This is a genomic window from Pseudomonas sp. AM8 (genome assembly GCF_036346475.1).
Classification (GTDB): Bacteria; Pseudomonadota; Gammaproteobacteria; order Pseudomonadales; family Pseudomonadaceae; genus Aquipseudomonas; species Aquipseudomonas marginalis.
In genome coordinates, this window is record NZ_JAOTNX010000007.1 from 101962 (window position 1) to 117265 (window position 15304).

The following is a 15304-nucleotide window of genomic DNA, read 5'->3' on the forward strand; positions in this document are numbered from 1 at the left end:
CCTTCTGGCGTTCAGGCCCCGCCTTGGGGCGCGACCCGTGGGATATCCCCGTGGATACGACCTGTGCATGCCGTTTGCCGACTGGGCACAGCCTTTGCAATCACTCCAGCAGCCCACCTAGGCAACCGGTTTACGCCCCATAAAAATCAGTTCACGGAGATTGCACAATGAAGCGTCGCAGCTTGATCAAGGCTTTCACTTTGTCGGCATCCATTGCCGCCATGGGCATGACCTGGACCGTCCAGGCCGCCGAAACCATCAAAGTCGGTATCCTGCATTCGCTGTCCGGGACCATGGCGATCTCCGAAACGTCCCTCAAAGACATGGCGTTGATGACCATCGATGAAATCAACGCCAAGGGCGGCGTGAACGGCAAGATGTTGGAGCCGGTGGTGGTGGACCCGGCCTCGAACTGGCCGTTGTTCGCCGAAAAGGGCCGGCAACTGCTGACCCAGGACAAGGTCGCCGTGGTGTTCGGCTGCTGGACCTCGGTGTCGCGTAAATCCGTGTTGCCGGTGTTCGAAGAACTCAACGGCCTGCTGTTCTACCCGGTGCAATACGAGGGTGAAGAGATGTCGCCGAACGTGTTCTACACCGGTGCGGCGCCGAACCAGCAGGCGATCCCGGCGGTGGAATACCTGATGAGCGAAGAAGGCGGCAGCGCCAAGCGTTTCTTCCTGCTCGGCACCGACTATGTGTACCCGCGCACCACCAACAAGATCCTGCGCTCGTTCCTGCATTCCAAAGGCGTGGCGGACAAGGACATCGAAGAGGTCTACACCCCGTTCGGCCATGCCGATTACCAGACCATCGTTGCCAACATCAAGAAGTTCTCCGCCGGCGGCAAGACAGCGGTGATTTCCACCGTGAACGGCGACTCCAACGTGCCGTTCTACAAGGAGCTGGCCAACCAGGGTTTGAAGGCGACCGACGTACCGGTGGTGGCCTTCTCCGTGGGTGAGGAAGAACTGCGCGGCATCGACACCAAGCCGCTGGTGGGCAACCTCGCGGCCTGGAACTACTTCCAGTCAGTGGAGAACCCGGTGAACAAGAAGTTTGTCGCCGACTGGAAAGCCTACGCGAAGAAACACAACCTGCCGGGCGCGGACAAAGCGGTGACCAACGACCCGATGGAAGCCACCTACGTGGGCATCCACATGTGGGCGCAGGCAGCCGAGAAAGCCAAGTCCACCGACGTCGACAAAGTGCGCGAAGCCCTGGCCGGCCAGACCTTCGCCGCGCCGTCGGGCTTTACCCTGACCATGGACAAGACCAACCACCACCTGCACAAGCCGGTGATGATCGGCGAGATCCAATCCGATGGGCAGTTCTCGGTGGTGTGGCAGACCCAGGAGCCGATCCGGGCGCAGCCGTGGAGCCCGTACATTCCTGGCAATGACAAAAAGCCGGACTACGCGGTGAAGAGCAACTAAAGCCCGACCACAGGTCAACTGTGGGAGGGGGCTTGCCCCCGATAGCGGCGTGTCAGGCAATGCACTTGTCACTGACCCACTGCTATCGGGGGCAAGCCCCCTCCCACACTGTCCGCGCATGACTAGGACATTTGTTTATGCCCGCTGCCCTCAATCGCTATTTCCTGGCATTGCTGCTGTTACTGCCTTTGGCGGTACATGCCGGCGACGCCGAAGACTTCCTGGCCGCCAACCCGACGCAACAAGCCAAGCTCCTCCAGGACTGGGCCGCCCAGCCCGACCCGGCGCGCATCGAGTTGGTGGACGCCCTGCAACAAGGTCAGCTCACGCTCAACGGCGAGACCAAGACCGTGCGCCTGAACAACCGCCTGCGCGGCTTGATCGACAACGTGCAGGCCAGCCAGCAACTGCTCGCCGCCGACCCCAAGGTGCGCCTGGCCGCGGCACGCACCCTGCAAAAAAGCGCGCAACCTGCGCAACTCAAGTTTCTTGACCAGCAGGTCGCCGCCGAGACCAATGAGGACGTGCACACAGCCCTCAGCCTGGCCCTGGCCAACCTGCAACTGGTCGACACCGACCCGGCCGTGCGCCTCGCCGCCGTGCGTTTGCTCGGCAGTACCGGCGACCCGCTGGCCCGCACGCGCCTCGAAGCGCTGCTGGCGCCCGGGGTGGAAACCGACGCCGCCGTGCACACCGCCGCCGAGACCAGCCTGGCACAGGTCAAACGAAAACTGATGATGGGTGAGATCCTCGGCCAGGCCTTCAGCGGCATGTCCCTGGGCTCGATCCTGCTGCTGGCGGCCCTGGGCCTGGCGATCACCTTCGGCCTGCTCGGTGTGATCAACATGGCCCACGGCGAGATGCTGATGCTCGGCGCCTACTCCACCTATGTGGTGCAGCTGCTGATGCAGCGCTACGTGCCGGCGGCCATCGAGTTCTACCCGCTGATCGCGCTGCCGGTGGCGTTCTTCGTCACCGCCGCCATCGGCATGGCCCTGGAACGTACGGTGATTCGTCACCTGTACGGGCGCCCGCTGGAAACCCTGCTCGCCACCTGGGGCATCAGCCTGATGCTGATCCAACTGGTGCGCCTGGTGTTTGGTGCGCAGAACGTCGAGGTGGCCAACCCGCAGTGGCTGTCGGGTGGCATTCAAGTGCTGCCCAACCTGGTGCTGCCGTACAACCGCATCGTGATCATCGCCTTCGCACTGTTTGTGGTGGTGCTGACGTGGCTGCTGCTGAACAAGACCCGCCTGGGCCTCAACGTGCGCGCCGTCACCCAGAACCGCAACATGGCCGCCTGCTGCGGCGTGCCCACCGGGCGTGTGGACATGCTCGCCTTTGGCCTGGGCTCCGGCATCGCCGGGCTTGGCGGGGTGGCGCTGAGCCAGATCGGCAACGTCGGTCCGGACCTGGGCCAGAGCTATATCATCGACTCGTTCCTGGTGGTGGTGCTCGGCGGTGTCGGCCAGTTGGCCGGTAGCGTTATGGCGGCGTTTGGCTTGGGTATCGCCAACAAGATCCTGGAACCACAGATCGGTGCCGTGCTCGGCAAGATCCTGATCCTCGCGCTGATCATTCTGTTTATCCAGAAACGCCCGCAGGGACTCTTCGCACTGAAAGGACGGGTGATCGACTGATGAACCAGCCATTGATGCTTACGGCCACGCAAAAGGCCGGCACCCAGGTGACGATTGCAGTCGGCGCGGTGGTGCTGTTGCTGCTGCTGGCCCTGCCGTTGTGTTCGCTGCTGTCGCCGGAAAACCCGCTGCATGTATCGGCCTACACCCTGACACTCGTGGGCAAGATCCTCTGCTACGCCATTGTCGCCCTGGCCCTGGACCTGGTGTGGGGCTACGCGGGGATGTTGTCCCTGGGTCACGGCCTGTTCTTTGCCCTCGGCGGCTATGCCATGGGCATGTACCTGATGCGCCAGGCTTCCGGCGATGAGCTGCCGGCGTTCATGACGTTTTTGTCGTGGACCGAATTGCCCTGGTATTGGGTCGGCACCGAGCACTTCCTCTGGGCCCTGTGCCTGGTGGTATTGGCGCCGGGCGTGCTGGCGCTGGTGTTCGGTTTCTTCGCGTTCCGCTCGCGGATCAAGGGCGTGTATTTCTCGATCATGACCCAGGCGCTGACCTTTGCCGGCATGCTCTTGTTCTTTCGCAACGAGACCGGGTTCGGTGGCAATAACGGCTTCACCAACTTCCGCAGCATCCTCGGTTTCGGCATCACCGAACCGGGCACGCGGGCGGTGCTGTTCGTGGCCACGGTGGTGCTGCTGGTGGCGAGCCTGTACATCGGCTGGCGCCTGGCCCGGAGCAAGTTCGGCCGGGTGCTGACCGCCCTGCGTGATGCCGAGAACCGCCTGATGTTCTGCGGCTACGACCCGCGCGGCTTCAAGCTGTTCGTGTGGGTGCTGAGCGCGGTGCTGTGCGGCCTGGCAGGCGCCTTGTACGTGCCGCAGGTGGGCATCATCAACCCGAGTGAAATGTCGCCGACCAACTCCATCGAAGCCGCCGTGTGGGTGGCCCTGGGCGGGCGTGGCACGCTGATCGGGCCGTTGCTTGGCGCCGGCGTGGTCAACGGCATGAAGAGCTGGTTCACCGTGGCCTTCCCGGAGTACTGGCTGTTCTTCCTCGGGGCGCTGTTCATCATCGTCACCCTGTACCTGCCCAAGGGCGTTATCGGGCTGTTGAAGAAATGAGGAACGTCATGCTCGAACCTATTTTCGATGCGGGCAGCGGCCGCGATGCTATCGGCATCGGCCAGGCCGCAGGCACCGGCCTGAACACCCGCCACGGCACCATCCTGACCCTGGAAGATATCAGCGTCAGCTTCGATGGGTTCAAGGCGCTCAACGACTTGAACCTGTACATCGGCGTCGGTGAATTGCGCTGCATCATCGGCCCCAACGGCGCGGGCAAGACCACCCTGATGGACGTGATCACCGGCAAGACCCGGCCCAGCCACGGCAAGGCCTGGTTTGGCGAAACCCTCGACTTGACCAGCATGAGCGAAGTGCAGATCGCCCAGGCCGGCATCGGCCGCAAGTTCCAGAAACCCACGGTGTTCGAAGCCCTGAGCGTGTTCGAAAACCTGGAGCTGGCGCAGAAGACCGACAAGTCGGTGTGGGCCAGCCTGCGTGCGCGCCTGAGCGGCGAGCAAAAGGATGGAATCGACGAAGTGCTCGACACCATCCGCCTCACCGCCTCCGTGCATCGGCCCGCCGGACTGCTCTCCCACGGGCAAAAACAGTTCCTGGAAATCGGCATGCTGCTGATGCAAGACCCGCAACTGTTGCTGCTGGACGAACCGGTGGCGGGCATGACCGACGCCGAAACCGAATTCACCGCCGAACTGTTCAAACGCCTGGCGGGCAAGCATTCGTTGATGGTGGTGGAACACGACATGGGGTTTGTCGGCTCGATTGCCGACCACGTGACCGTGTTGCACCAGGGCAGCGTGCTGGCCGAAGGGTCGCTGGAACAGGTGCAGGAAAATGAGCGGGTGATCGAGGTGTACCTCGGTCGCTAAGGAGAACTGAACATGCTGCAAGTCGACAAGCTGCACCAGTACTACGGCGGTAGCCACATCCTGCGCGGGCTGTCCTTCGACGTGAAGATCGGCGAGGTCACCTGCCTGCTCGGGCGTAACGGCGTGGGCAAGACCACCCTGCTCAAATGCCTGATGGGTTTGCTGCCGGCCAAGGAAGGCGCGGTGAACTGGGAGGGCAAGGCCATCACCGGCTTCAAGCCGCACCAGCGCGTGCACGCCGGCATCGCCTACGTGCCCCAGGGTCGGGAGATTTTCGGGCGGCTGACGGTGGAAGAAAACCTGCTGATGGGGCTGTCGCGTTTCCCCGGTGCCGAAGCCAAGGAAGTGCCGGCGTTTATCTATGAACTGTTCCCGGTTTTGCTGCAAATGAAGCACCGGCGCGGCGGCGACCTGTCCGGCGGCCAGCAGCAACAGTTGGCCGTCGGCCGCGCCCTGGCCAGCCGCCCGCGCCTGTTGATCCTCGATGAGCCCACCGAAGGCATCCAGCCCTCGGTGATCAAGGAGATCGGCGCCGTGATCAAGAAGCTCGCGGCGCGCGGCGATATGGCGATCCTGCTGGTGGAGCAGTTCTACGACTTTGCCGCCGAGCTGGCCGACCAGTACCTGGTGATGTCGCGCGGTGAAATCGTGCAGCAGGGCCGTGGTGAAAATATGGAGAGTGAGGGTGTGCGCGGTTTGGTTACCATCTAACCTGTAGCGTCCTGACGATAAGCACAAGAAACCATGAACCTGCCCGTTTCCCCTGCCCTGTTCACCCCCAGCTGGCACGCCGAGCTGGACCTCGGCTACGCGCGTTTCGGCGACACCACGCGCCCGGTGATGCGCCGTCACCTTGGCCCGCTGCGGGTGCAAAAGCACCTGTATGCCGAAGGCCCCGAGGTGTGCCAGCACATCATCGTGCACCCGCCTGGCGGGATTGCCGGCGGTGACCGCCTGGACATCCGCGCCCATGTCGCCGAGGGTGCGTGGGCGCAATTGACCAGCCCTGGCGCGGCGAAGTGGTATCGCGCCAGCGGCCCGGCGTATCAGCAACTTGATCTCACCGTGGAGGCCGGCGCGACCCTGGAATGGCTGCCCCAGGAAACCATTGTGTTCAGCGCCGCCCAGGCCGAACTCAGCACCCGCATCGACCTGCACGGCGATGCCCGGCTGTTCTACTGGGACGTGATCGCCCTGGGGCGTCCGGCCAGTGGCGAGCGCTTCGACCTGGGCCACTTTCAATCGCACCTGGATATCCGCCGCGACGGCCAGTTGCTCTGGCACGAGCGCCAGCGCATTGTGGGCGCCGATGGCCTGCTCGACTCGCCCATCGGCCTGGACGGCCAACCGGTGTTCGCCACCCTGCTGGTGACCGGCGATATCGAGCCCGAATTACTCGAACACTGCCGTGCCCTGCCCCACGCCGTGCGCGGCGACCTGACCCAACTGCCTGGCTTGCTGGTCGCCCGCTGCCTGGCCAGTGAAGCGCTGCTGGCGCGGGGGTGGTTGATTGATTTATGGAAACTGTTACGCCCGGCGGTGCTAGGACGGGAAGCAGTCTCACCACGAATATGGAGCACATGAAGATCAAAATGTGGGAGGGGGCTTGCTCCCGATGGCGGTGGGTCAGTGAAAGATGTATTGCCTGACACCCCCCATCGGGGGCAAGCCCCCTCCCACACTTGATCTCTGTTGTATTTAAGAATGCATTCTTTGAAGGACCTTGAACCATGGACCTGACCCCACGGGAAAAAGACAAACTGCTGATCTTCACCGCCGGCTTAGTCGCCGAACGGCGCCTGGCGCGCGGTGTGAAGCTCAACTACCCGGAAACCATCGCCTATATCTCCGCCGCCTTGATGGAAGGCGCCCGCGATGGCCGCACCGTGGCCGACCTGATGCACTACGGCACCACCCTGCTCAGCCGTGAACAGGTGATGGAAGGCATCCCGGAAATGATCCCGGACATCCAGGTGGAAGCCACCTTCCCCGATGGCACCAAGCTGGTGACCGTCCACCAACCCATCGCGTGAGGCACGGCCATGATTCGTGATGCAACCGAGCAAGACCTGCCGGCGATCCGCGACATCTACAACGACGCGGTACTCAACACCACGGCGATCTGGAACGAACAACTGGTGGATCTCGGCAACCGCCAGGCCTGGCTCAGTGCACGCCAGGCCCAGGGCTATCCGATTCTGGTGGCGACCGAAAATGAACAAGTGATCGGCTATGCCTCGTTTGGCGATTGGCGCGCGTTCGAAGGCTACCGCTACAGCGTCGAACACTCGGTGTATGTACGCAACGACCAGCGCGGCAAGGGCCTTGGCCCACGGCTGATGCAGGCCCTGATCGAACGCGCCAGAACCTGTGGCAAACACGTGATGGTGGCGGCCATCGAAAGCGGCAACCTGGCCTCGATCCGCCTGCATGAGCGCCTGGGTTTCGTCACCACCGGGCAAATGCCTCAGGTGGGCATCAAGTTCGGCCGCTGGCTGGACCTGACCTTTATGCAACTGACATTGAATCCGGGCGCGCAACCGCCCAAGGAGTGAGTTCGATGAACGCCGCGCAACTGCGTCGAGTCAATGCTGAAAGTTTTGCCCACTACCGTCGGGGCCTGATCGAGCTGTTGCTGGATGCGGTCAAGCACGGTGCGTCGGTGGGTTTCATGGCCGACTTCGATGAAGCCCAGGCCCGTGCCTATCTGGACGGGGTACAGGCGAGCATTGAAGACGCCAGCCTGTTGCTGTGGGTGGTGGTGCGCGATGAGCAGGTGATCGCCAGCGTGCAGTTGGCGCTGTGCCAGAAAGCCAACGGCCTGAACCGCGCCGAAGTGCAAAAGCTGCTGGTGCACAGCAACGCGCGGCGCCACGGCCTGGGCCAACAATTGATGAACACCCTGGAACTCGCCGCGCGCCAGCACAAGCGCGGCCTGCTGTACCTGGACACCGAAGCCGGCTCGCCTGCCGAAGCCTTCTACCAGTCGCTGCGCTACACCAAGATCGGTGAACTGCCCGACTACTGCCAAAGCCCGGACGGGCGCTATAGCCCGACCGCCATCTACTTCAAGACCCTGGGGCAACCTGCATGATTCCTGGCGAATATCAGATCCAGCCTGGCGAGATCGAACTCAACGTCGGCCGACGCACCGTCACCCTCAGTGTGGCCAACAGCGGCGACCGGCCGATCCAGGTGGGTTCGCACTACCATTTTTTCGAGACCAATGATGCGCTGACATTTGACCGTGCCTTGAGCCGTGGCATGCGCCTGAATATTCCGGCGGGCACGGCGGTGCGGTTTGAGCCGGGGCAGAGCCGTGAGGTCGAGCTGGTGGATTTGAGCGGCGGGCGGCGGGTGTTCGGGTTTGCCGGGCGGATCATGGGCGACCTTTAGGGCCTCATCGGGGGCAAGCCCCCTCCCACAGGGGAACGCATTCCAAAGGTGGTAGGGGGCTTGCCCCCGATAGCGATTTCACATTCAACACAAATATTTCAGGGCACACACATGAAAATCAGCCGCCAAGCCTACGCCGACATGTACGGCCCCACCGTCGGTGACAAGGTCCGCCTGGCCGACACCGAGCTGTTCGTCGAAGTCGAGCAGGACTTCACCGTCTACGGCGAAGAAGTGAAATTCGGCGGCGGCAAAGTGATCCGCGACGGCCAGGGCCAGAGCCAATTGCTCGCCCATGAAGTCGTCGACACCCTGATCACCAACGCGCTGATCATCGACCACTGGGGCATCGTCAAGGCCGACGTCGGCTTGAAGAACGGCCGCATCCACGCGATCGGCAAGGCCGGTAACCCGGATATCCAGCCCGGCGTGACCATGGCCATCGGCGCCAGCACCGAAGTGATCGCCGGCGAAGGCATGATCCTCACCGCCGGCGGCATCGACTCCCACGTGCATTTCATCTGTCCGCAGCAGATCGAAGAGGCGCTGACCAGCGGTGTCACCACCATGATCGGCGGCGGTACCGGGCCGGCCACCGGCACCAACGCCACCACCTGCACCTCCGGGCCCTGGCACCTGGCGCGCATGCTGCAGGCCAGCGACTCGTTCCCGATGAACATCGGGTTTACCGGCAAGGGCAACGCCAGCTTGCCCGAGCCGTTGATCGAACAGGTCAAGGCCGGCGCCATCGGCTTGAAGCTGCACGAAGACTGGGGCACCACGCCCGCCAGCATCGACAACTGCCTGAGCGTCGCCGACCAGTACGACGTACAGGTGGCGATCCACAGCGACACCCTCAACGAATCCGGCTTTGTCGAAACCACCCTGGCCGCGCTCAAGGGCCGCACCATCCACACCTACCACACCGAAGGTGCCGGCGGCGGCCACGCGCCGGACATCATCAAGGCCTGCGGCTTTCCCAACGTGCTGCCCAGCTCCACCAACCCGACGCGGCCGTTCACGCGCAACACCATCGACGAGCACCTGGACATGCTGATGGTCTGCCATCACCTGGACCCGAGCATTGCCGAAGACGTGGCCTTCGCCGAAAGCCGCATCCGCCGCGAGACCATCGCCGCCGAAGACATCCTGCACGACCTCGGCGCGTTCTCGATGATCAGCTCCGACAGCCAGGCCATGGGCCGCGTCGGTGAAGTGATCACGCGCACCTGGCAGACCGCCGACAAGATGAAGAAACAGCGCGGCGCCCTGCCCGGTGACGGCCCGGGCAACGACAACTTCCGCGCCAAGCGCTACATCGCCAAGTACACCATCAACCCGGCGATTACCCATGGCATCAGCCATATCGTCGGCTCCATCGAAGTGGGCAAGTGGGCTGACCTGGTGCTGTGGCGCCCGGCGTTCTTCGGCATCAAGCCGACCCTGATCCTCAAGGGCGGTGCGATTGCTTCCAGCCTGATGGGCGATGCCAATGCGTCGATCCCCACCCCGCAGCCGGTGCACTACCGCCCGATGTTCGCCAGTTTCGGCAGCTCATTGCATGCCACCAGCCTGACGTTTATCAGCCAGGCGGCGCTGGACGCAGGCTTGCCGCAAGCCCTGGGCCTGAAGAAACAGATTGGGGTGGTGAAGGGCTGTCGCGATCTGCAGAAAACCGACCTGATCCACAACGATTACCTGCCGGACATCGAGGTGGACCCACAGACCTATCAGGTCAAGGCCGACGGGGTGCTGCTGTGGTGTGAACCGGCGGATGTGTTGCCAATGGCGCAGCGGTATTTCCTGTTCTGACTTGAAACCTGTGGTGAGGGAGCTTGTGCCCTCACCACAAATCCCCTTAGAACTGCTCGCGCGGATTGAACGCGGCTTTTTTGGCCAGCTCCTGCCACAACGCTTTCACGCCGTCATCGCCTGCCGGTGGCATCACCGCCTTGAGCTGCACGTACAGGAAGCCGCGCTGCCCGGCCTTGTTCAGCAAACCATGGCCCTTGGCGCGCATGCGCTGGCCGTTCTGGCTGCCGGCCGGCACCTTGAGGTTGATCTTGCCGGTCAGGGTCGGCACGGCCACTTCCGCGCCCAGCGCCAATTCCCATGGTGCCAGCGGCAGGTTGATGATCAGGTTTTCGCCATCCACTTCGAACTTGGGGTGCGGCGCAAACTTGACGATCAGGTACAGGTCACCGTTGGCCCCGCCGCCAACACCCGGTGCGCCCTGGCCTTTGAGGCGAATACGCTCACCGTCGGCGACACCGGCGGGGATCTTCACGTTCAGGCTCTTGGTGGTGTTGCTGACATGCCGGCCCGAGGCGTCGTATTGCGGCACCTGGAAGCTGATCTGCTTGGACTCGGTGGACAGTGTCTCTTCGAGGAACACCGACAGCTGCATCTCCACGTCCTGGCCTTTACGCCCGGTTGGACGACGCTGGCCGCCACCGAACGCGTCGCCACGCCCGCCAAAGATCGAGCTGAAGAAGTCGGAAAAGTCCTCGGTGCCCTGGCCACCGCCAAACCCGCCACGGCTCTGCCAACCTGGCGGGCCCTGGAACGGTTGGCCATGCTGGCCGTATTTGCGCAGCTCGTCATATTCGGCGCGCTTGTCGGCGCTTTTAAGCGCTTCATAGGCTTCGGACGCGTCCTTGAACTTGGCTTCGGCGTCTTTTTCCTTGCTCACGTCCGGGTGGTATTTGCGCGCGAGCTTGCGATAGGCAGCCTTGATTTCCTTGTCATCGGCGCTCGGCTCGACACCCAGAATCTTGTAGTAGTCTTTGAAATCCATCGGCGGTTCACCATCCTTAATCGAGATCGCACAGCCCGGGGCACAACGTGCGCTGGTTTGCACCTGTTGAGTCTTGTGGCCTGGGGGTGCGTCAAAGTGTTATCGGCGCTTGCCGTATGCACCAGATGTGGGGGCGAATGCCGAACTTTCAAGCACGATTTAACGGATGGTCGGCCTACGCATCCGCCCTCGACTGGCATACACTGCGCGGCCGTTTTTCAACCGGAACCCGATAGACATGAAAAACCCATCCCCAGCCCGTGCCTGCGGTATCGACTTCGGCACGTCCAACTCCACCGTCGGCTGGATCCGCCCCGGCATGGAAACGCTTATCGCGCTGGAGGACGACAAGATCACCCTGCCGTCGGTGGTGTTCTTCAACTTCGAGGAGCGCCGCCCGGTCTACGGTCGCCTGGCCCTGCACGAATACCTGGAGAACTACGAAGGCCGGCTGATGCGCTCGCTCAAGAGCCTGCTGGGTTCCAAGTTGATCAAGCACGACACCAGCGTCTTGGGCACGGCGATGCCGTTCACCGACCTGCTGGCGCTGTTTATCGGCCAACTCAAGAGCCGCGCCGAAGCCACCGCCGGCCGCGAGTTCGAAGAAGTGGTGCTGGGCCGCCCGGTGTTTTTCGTCGATGACGACCCGATGGCCGACCAGGAGGCCGAAAACACCCTGGTCGACGTAGCGCGCCAGATCGGTTTCAAGGACATTTCGTTCCAGTACGAACCGATTGCCGCCGCGTTCGACTACGAGTCCACCATCGAGAAGGAAGAGCTGGTACTGATCGTCGACATCGGCGGTGGTACGTCCGACTTCTCGCTGGTGCGCCTGTCCCCGGAGCGCCGCCACAACGACAACCGCCAGGACGACATCCTCGCCACCGGCGGCGTGCACATCGGCGGGACCGACTTCGACAAGCAACTGTCCCTGGCCGGCATCATGCCGCTGTTCGGCTACGGCAGCCGCATGAAAAGCGGCGCCTACATGCCCACCAGCCACCACATGAACCTGGCGACCTGGCACACCATCAACTCGGTGTACTCGCAGAAATCCCAGCTGGCCCTGGGCAGCATGCGCTATGACATCGAAGACACCGGCGGCATCGACCGCCTGTTCAAGCTGATCGAACAGCGCGCCGGGCACTGGCTGGCCATGGAAGTGGAAGAGACCAAGATCCAGCTCACCCACGAAGACAACCGCCACGTGCTGCTGGACCGCGTTGAGCCGGGGTTGAGCGTGGACCTGAGCCGCGCACTGTTCGAGTCGGCCATCGATGGCTTGCTGGAGCGCGTGCGCAACAGCGTGACGCAGTTGCTCACCGATGCTTCGGTGGCGGTGGCCCAGGTGGACACGGTGTTCTTTACCGGCGGTTCCAGCGGCATCCCGGCGCTGCGCCACAGCATCTCGGCCATGCTGCCGAATGCGCGGCATGTGGAGGGGAATATCTTCGGCAGTATCGGCAGTGGTTTGGCAATTGAGGCGAGTAAGCGCTACGGCTGCTGAGTTTCACCTGAAATACCGTGGTGACTTCATCGGGGGCAAGCCCCCGATAGGCATAAGTATCTACACATCTTGAGCCGAGCCCCCTGCGTAGCAGCTGTCGAGCCTAGGCGAGGCTGCGTCGGCGGTGTGTCAGACGCGCCGCAAACGCAGCCTCGCCTAGGCTCGACAGCTGCTACGCGTTATCCTACTGAAGTTGTGTAGATACTTATGCCCCGATAGGGCCCGCCCAGGCAAAACACGCCTTAAACCATCCCGCCGAGCTTCAGCTCACTCTTCAGATACGCATAGTAAATCGGCCCCGCCACCACCCCCGGCAAACCAAACGCCGCTTCAAACACCAGCATCGCCAGGAGCAATTCCCATGATTTTGCACTGATCTGCCCGCCGACGATGCGCGCGTTGAGGAAGTACTCGACCTTGTGGATCACGATCAGATACCCCAGCGCCGCCACCGCCACCCAGATCGACAGCGACAGCGCGACGATGGTGATCAGGGTGTTGGACATCAGGTTGCCGATCACCGGCAACAGGCCGAGCAGGAAGGTCAGCACGATCAGGGTCTTGGTCAGCGGCAGGTGAATGCCGCACAACGGCAGCACCACAGCCAGGAAGATTGCGGTAAAGACGGTGTTGAGCGCGGCGATCTTGATTTGCGCGAAGACGATGTTGCGAAAGGCCTGGACCAGCAGGTGCAGGCGGTCGAACAGTGCGGCGGCCAGGGGCTTGCGTTTGGTCAGGTCAGGCACCCGCTGCAGGGCGATGATCGCGCCGAGCACCATGCCGATCAGCAGGGTGACGAACATGTGGGCGGCGTCTTTGCCGACCAGTTGCAGTTCGCTCAGGTGCTTGCTCAGCCAGTCGCCGATAGCCACGCGAAACTCGGCCGCGCTGGCGGGCAGGTAGGCATCAAGGAACGGCGGCAGTTGACCACGCGCGCGGTCGACCACGCCCATGAATTTATCCAGGGAGGCGCCGGGGTTTTCCGCTTCGTGAAGCAGGAAGCTGATGGCGCCGGCGAAGATCAGGGCGAGCACGCTGACGATCAGGGTGCCGAGCAAGGCCACCGCCAACCAGCGCGCGCGGCGCCCTTCGATCAACCGTTGCAGTTGGGGGGTGAGCATGTTGACCAGTTCATAGACCAACAGGCCGGCCAGCAGGCTGGGCAGCAACTTCAGCGGCAATACCAGCAGCAACCCGCCGAAAATGATGATGTAGCTGGCCAGCAATAACACGTGACGCTGAGAAAACGTTGGCATACAGCCTCAAAACGAACGGCGTTAAAGGATGTGTAGGAGCGAGCTTGCTCGCGAAGGTCGCCAACGATAACGCGTTTATTCTGAATAAACGCGGGGTAATTGCGTTCTTCGCGAGCAAGCTCGCTCCTACAGGGGGGCTGTGTACGAGTGTCGCAGCCTTCTATGGCCCGGGGCTATTATTTCTTCAGACAAGTGCTCATAAAGGTCTTGCGCGCATCGCCGGTCAGCGCCTTGGTTTTGGCGTCGGCATTGCAGTCCTTCATCTTCTGCTGCTGCGGCGTGAGCGTCTTCGCATCATTGGCCGCCGGGGCCGACAGGCAGGTTTTCATGAAAGCCTTGCGCTCGTCGCCTTTGAGCGTCTTGGTGGTGGCTTCGGCATTGCAGGTGGTCATCTTGTTTTGCTGGGCGGTGGCGGCAAAGCCCTGGGAACACAGCAGCAGGCCCATCATCAACAACGGAATACGCAGCATCTTCATGGAGTTTTCTCCCTGTTACCGTGCCGGGAGGCACGGCCTACCCAGCAGTGTAGCCAAACCTTGTTACATCTTCATCGGCTGCGAATATTCGTCCGCCGGTACTGCTCCGGGGTGCAGCCGGCCTGGCGCTGGAACATCGCGATAAACGCCGAGGCGCTGCTGTAGCCGAGGTCAAACGCCACATTTTGCACACTGCGCTCGCTGTCGAGGGCTTCGATGGCGGCAAGGTAGCGCAAGCGTTGGCGCCATTCGCCGAAGCTCATGCCCAGCTCGCGCACAAATTGTCGCGCCAGGGTGCGCTCGCTGACATGCACCTGCTCGGCCCAGTGCGCCAGGGGGCGGTTGTCAGCGGGGTCGGCCTGCATGCCTTCCAACACGCCGAGCAGCCCGGGGTGGCGGGCGTAGGGCAAAAAACCCTCGTGGATCGGCGCCTGCCTGAGCTGATCGACCAGCACCTGGGCCAGGCGAATATCGGCGTCGGAGTGCGGGATGTTGACGTCACGCTGGGCGAAGTCGCTGAGGATGGCCTTGAGGATGTCGCTGATCGCCAGGGTGCAGGGCTGCTGGGGCAATTGCTCGCAGAGCGGCGGCGAAAGGCCCACCGAGCGGTAGACAATCGCCTCGGCGTTGTAGGAACTGTGTTCGGTATCGGGTGGGATCCACACCGCGTACTGCGGTGGCGACATAAAGCGGTTGCCGGCCACTTCCATGCGCATCACGCCACTGGCGGAGTAGTCCAGCGAGCCCCAGACATGCTGATGCGGGGTGCACTCAGTGTCGGGGGCAAAGTCGGAGTAACGGAAGTACACGGGGCTTGGCAGGTGGCCAAAATCCGCGAGGCGTACGGTGTGTCGGGCCATATTGTCTGGATACAGAGGTCGTTTGTCTGGATCGCAGTATAG

The 15304-nt window shown here is 62.7% G+C and carries 16 protein-coding genes; 12 read left to right on the forward strand and 4 right to left on the reverse strand.

All coding sequences use genetic code 11. The features are described 5' to 3' along the window. The first annotated feature begins 167 nt into the window (after positions 1–167). From urtA to ureC, 11 genes are all read left to right on the forward strand, one after another. Positions 168–1433, forward strand: a complete 1266-nt coding sequence (gene urtA, locus V3W40_RS17895) for an urea ABC transporter substrate-binding protein (protein ID WP_330215432.1) — start codon at positions 168–170, stop codon at positions 1431–1433. A gap of 137 nt (positions 1434–1570) precedes the next feature. Then, entirely contained in the window at positions 1571–3073 is a 1503-nt protein-coding gene (gene urtB, locus V3W40_RS17900; RefSeq protein ID WP_330215433.1) for an urea ABC transporter permease subunit UrtB, read from the forward strand. After that, entirely contained in the window at positions 3073–4140 is a 1068-nt protein-coding gene (gene urtC / locus V3W40_RS17905; RefSeq protein WP_065947150.1) for an urea ABC transporter permease subunit UrtC, read from the forward strand. The genes urtB and urtC overlap by 1 nt, the downstream gene beginning before the upstream one ends. Further along, positions 4137–4970, forward strand: coding sequence for an urea ABC transporter ATP-binding protein UrtD (gene urtD / locus V3W40_RS17910; RefSeq protein WP_174562753.1), 834 nt, complete (start codon positions 4137–4139; stop codon positions 4968–4970). Before urtC ends, urtD begins: the two co-directional genes overlap by 4 nt. 12 nt (positions 4971–4982) lie before the next feature. Beyond that, positions 4983–5681 (forward strand): urea ABC transporter ATP-binding subunit UrtE, encoded by a 699-nt coding sequence (gene urtE / locus V3W40_RS17915; RefSeq protein WP_330215434.1) that lies wholly within the window; start codon positions 4983–4985, stop codon positions 5679–5681. Between the two features lie 33 nt (positions 5682–5714). Then, positions 5715–6554 carry an urease accessory protein UreD gene (locus V3W40_RS17920; RefSeq protein WP_027607727.1) on the forward strand — a complete coding sequence of 280 codons (840 nt, stop codon included), beginning with the start codon at positions 5715–5717 and terminating at the stop codon, positions 6552–6554. Between the two features lie 146 nt (positions 6555–6700). Beyond that, positions 6701–7003, forward strand: a complete 303-nt coding sequence (ureA, locus tag V3W40_RS17925; protein ID WP_003171437.1) for an urease subunit gamma — start codon at positions 6701–6703, stop codon at positions 7001–7003. 9 nt (positions 7004–7012) lie between these two features. Then, positions 7013–7525, forward strand: a complete 513-nt coding sequence (locus tag V3W40_RS17930; RefSeq protein ID WP_065925589.1) for a GNAT family N-acetyltransferase — start codon at positions 7013–7015, stop codon at positions 7523–7525. 5 nt (positions 7526–7530) lie between these two features. Continuing rightward, positions 7531–8064 carry a GNAT family N-acetyltransferase gene (locus tag V3W40_RS17935; protein ID WP_027607725.1) on the forward strand — a complete coding sequence of 178 codons (534 nt, stop codon included), beginning with the start codon at positions 7531–7533 and terminating at the stop codon, positions 8062–8064. After that, entirely contained in the window at positions 8061–8366 is a 306-nt protein-coding gene (locus V3W40_RS17940; protein WP_065947146.1) for an urease subunit beta, read from the forward strand. The genes V3W40_RS17935 and V3W40_RS17940 overlap by 4 nt, the downstream gene beginning before the upstream one ends. Positions 8367–8477: 111 nt before the next feature. Beyond that, a complete protein-coding gene (gene ureC / locus V3W40_RS17945) occupies positions 8478–10178 on the forward strand; it encodes an urease subunit alpha (protein ID WP_330215435.1) in 1701 nt (566 codons plus the stop codon). Between the two features lie 46 nt (positions 10179–10224). Here the strand turns inward: ureC and V3W40_RS17950 are convergent, their stop codons facing one another. Then, positions 10225–11163: a DnaJ C-terminal domain-containing protein gene (locus V3W40_RS17950; protein WP_065925591.1), complete on the reverse strand. Its 939-nt coding sequence runs from the start codon at positions 11161–11163 to the stop codon at positions 10225–10227. 238 nt (positions 11164–11401) lie between these two features. On the opposite strand from V3W40_RS17950, the gene V3W40_RS17955 reads away from it, so the two are divergent. Next, on the forward strand, positions 11402–12670 hold the full coding sequence (locus V3W40_RS17955) for an Hsp70 family protein (protein ID WP_330215436.1): 1269 nt from the start codon (positions 11402–11404) through the stop codon (positions 12668–12670). A 242-nt stretch (positions 12671–12912) separates the two neighbouring features. Here the strand turns inward: V3W40_RS17955 and V3W40_RS17960 are convergent, their stop codons facing one another. From V3W40_RS17960 to V3W40_RS17970, 3 genes are all read right to left on the reverse strand, one after another. Next, positions 12913–13926 carry an AI-2E family transporter gene (locus V3W40_RS17960; RefSeq protein WP_065925593.1) on the reverse strand — a complete coding sequence of 338 codons (1014 nt, stop codon included), beginning with the start codon at positions 13924–13926 and terminating at the stop codon, positions 12913–12915. Positions 13927–14102: 176 nt separating this feature from the next. Then, on the reverse strand, positions 14103–14402 hold the full coding sequence (locus V3W40_RS17965; protein ID WP_024073127.1) for a PsiF family protein: 300 nt from the start codon (positions 14400–14402) through the stop codon (positions 14103–14105). A gap of 71 nt (positions 14403–14473) precedes the next feature. After that, positions 14474–15262: an AraC family transcriptional regulator gene (locus V3W40_RS17970; protein ID WP_330215437.1), complete on the reverse strand. Its 789-nt coding sequence runs from the start codon at positions 15260–15262 to the stop codon at positions 14474–14476. Positions 15263–15304: the final 42 nt, after the last annotated feature.

Coding starts and splice junctions, on each gene's coding strand:
- urtC (WP_065947150.1), top strand. CDS start 3,073: ATGAACCAGCCATTGATGCTTACGGCCACGCAAAAGGCCGGCACCCAG.
- V3W40_RS17970 (WP_330215437.1), bottom strand. CDS start 15,262: ATGGCCCGACACACCGTACGCCTCGCGGATTTTGGCCACCTGCCAAGC.
- urtE (WP_330215434.1), top strand. CDS start 4,983: ATGCTGCAAGTCGACAAGCTGCACCAGTACTACGGCGGTAGCCACATC.
- ureC (WP_330215435.1), top strand. CDS start 8,478: ATGAAAATCAGCCGCCAAGCCTACGCCGACATGTACGGCCCCACCGTC.
- urtA (WP_330215432.1), top strand. CDS start 168: ATGAAGCGTCGCAGCTTGATCAAGGCTTTCACTTTGTCGGCATCCATT.
- V3W40_RS17960 (WP_065925593.1), bottom strand. CDS start 13,926: ATGCCAACGTTTTCTCAGCGTCACGTGTTATTGCTGGCCAGCTACATC.
- V3W40_RS17935 (WP_027607725.1), top strand. CDS start 7,531: ATGAACGCCGCGCAACTGCGTCGAGTCAATGCTGAAAGTTTTGCCCAC.
- ureA (WP_003171437.1), top strand. CDS start 6,701: ATGGACCTGACCCCACGGGAAAAAGACAAACTGCTGATCTTCACCGCC.
- urtD (WP_174562753.1), top strand. CDS start 4,137: ATGAGGAACGTCATGCTCGAACCTATTTTCGATGCGGGCAGCGGCCGC.
- V3W40_RS17965 (WP_024073127.1), bottom strand. CDS start 14,402: ATGAAGATGCTGCGTATTCCGTTGTTGATGATGGGCCTGCTGCTGTGT.
- V3W40_RS17950 (WP_065925591.1), bottom strand. CDS start 11,163: ATGGATTTCAAAGACTACTACAAGATTCTGGGTGTCGAGCCGAGCGCC.
- V3W40_RS17930 (WP_065925589.1), top strand. CDS start 7,013: ATGATTCGTGATGCAACCGAGCAAGACCTGCCGGCGATCCGCGACATC.
- urtB (WP_330215433.1), top strand. CDS start 1,571: ATGCCCGCTGCCCTCAATCGCTATTTCCTGGCATTGCTGCTGTTACTG.
- V3W40_RS17940 (WP_065947146.1), top strand. CDS start 8,061: ATGATTCCTGGCGAATATCAGATCCAGCCTGGCGAGATCGAACTCAAC.
- V3W40_RS17920 (WP_027607727.1), top strand. CDS start 5,715: ATGAACCTGCCCGTTTCCCCTGCCCTGTTCACCCCCAGCTGGCACGCC.
- V3W40_RS17955 (WP_330215436.1), top strand. CDS start 11,402: ATGAAAAACCCATCCCCAGCCCGTGCCTGCGGTATCGACTTCGGCACG.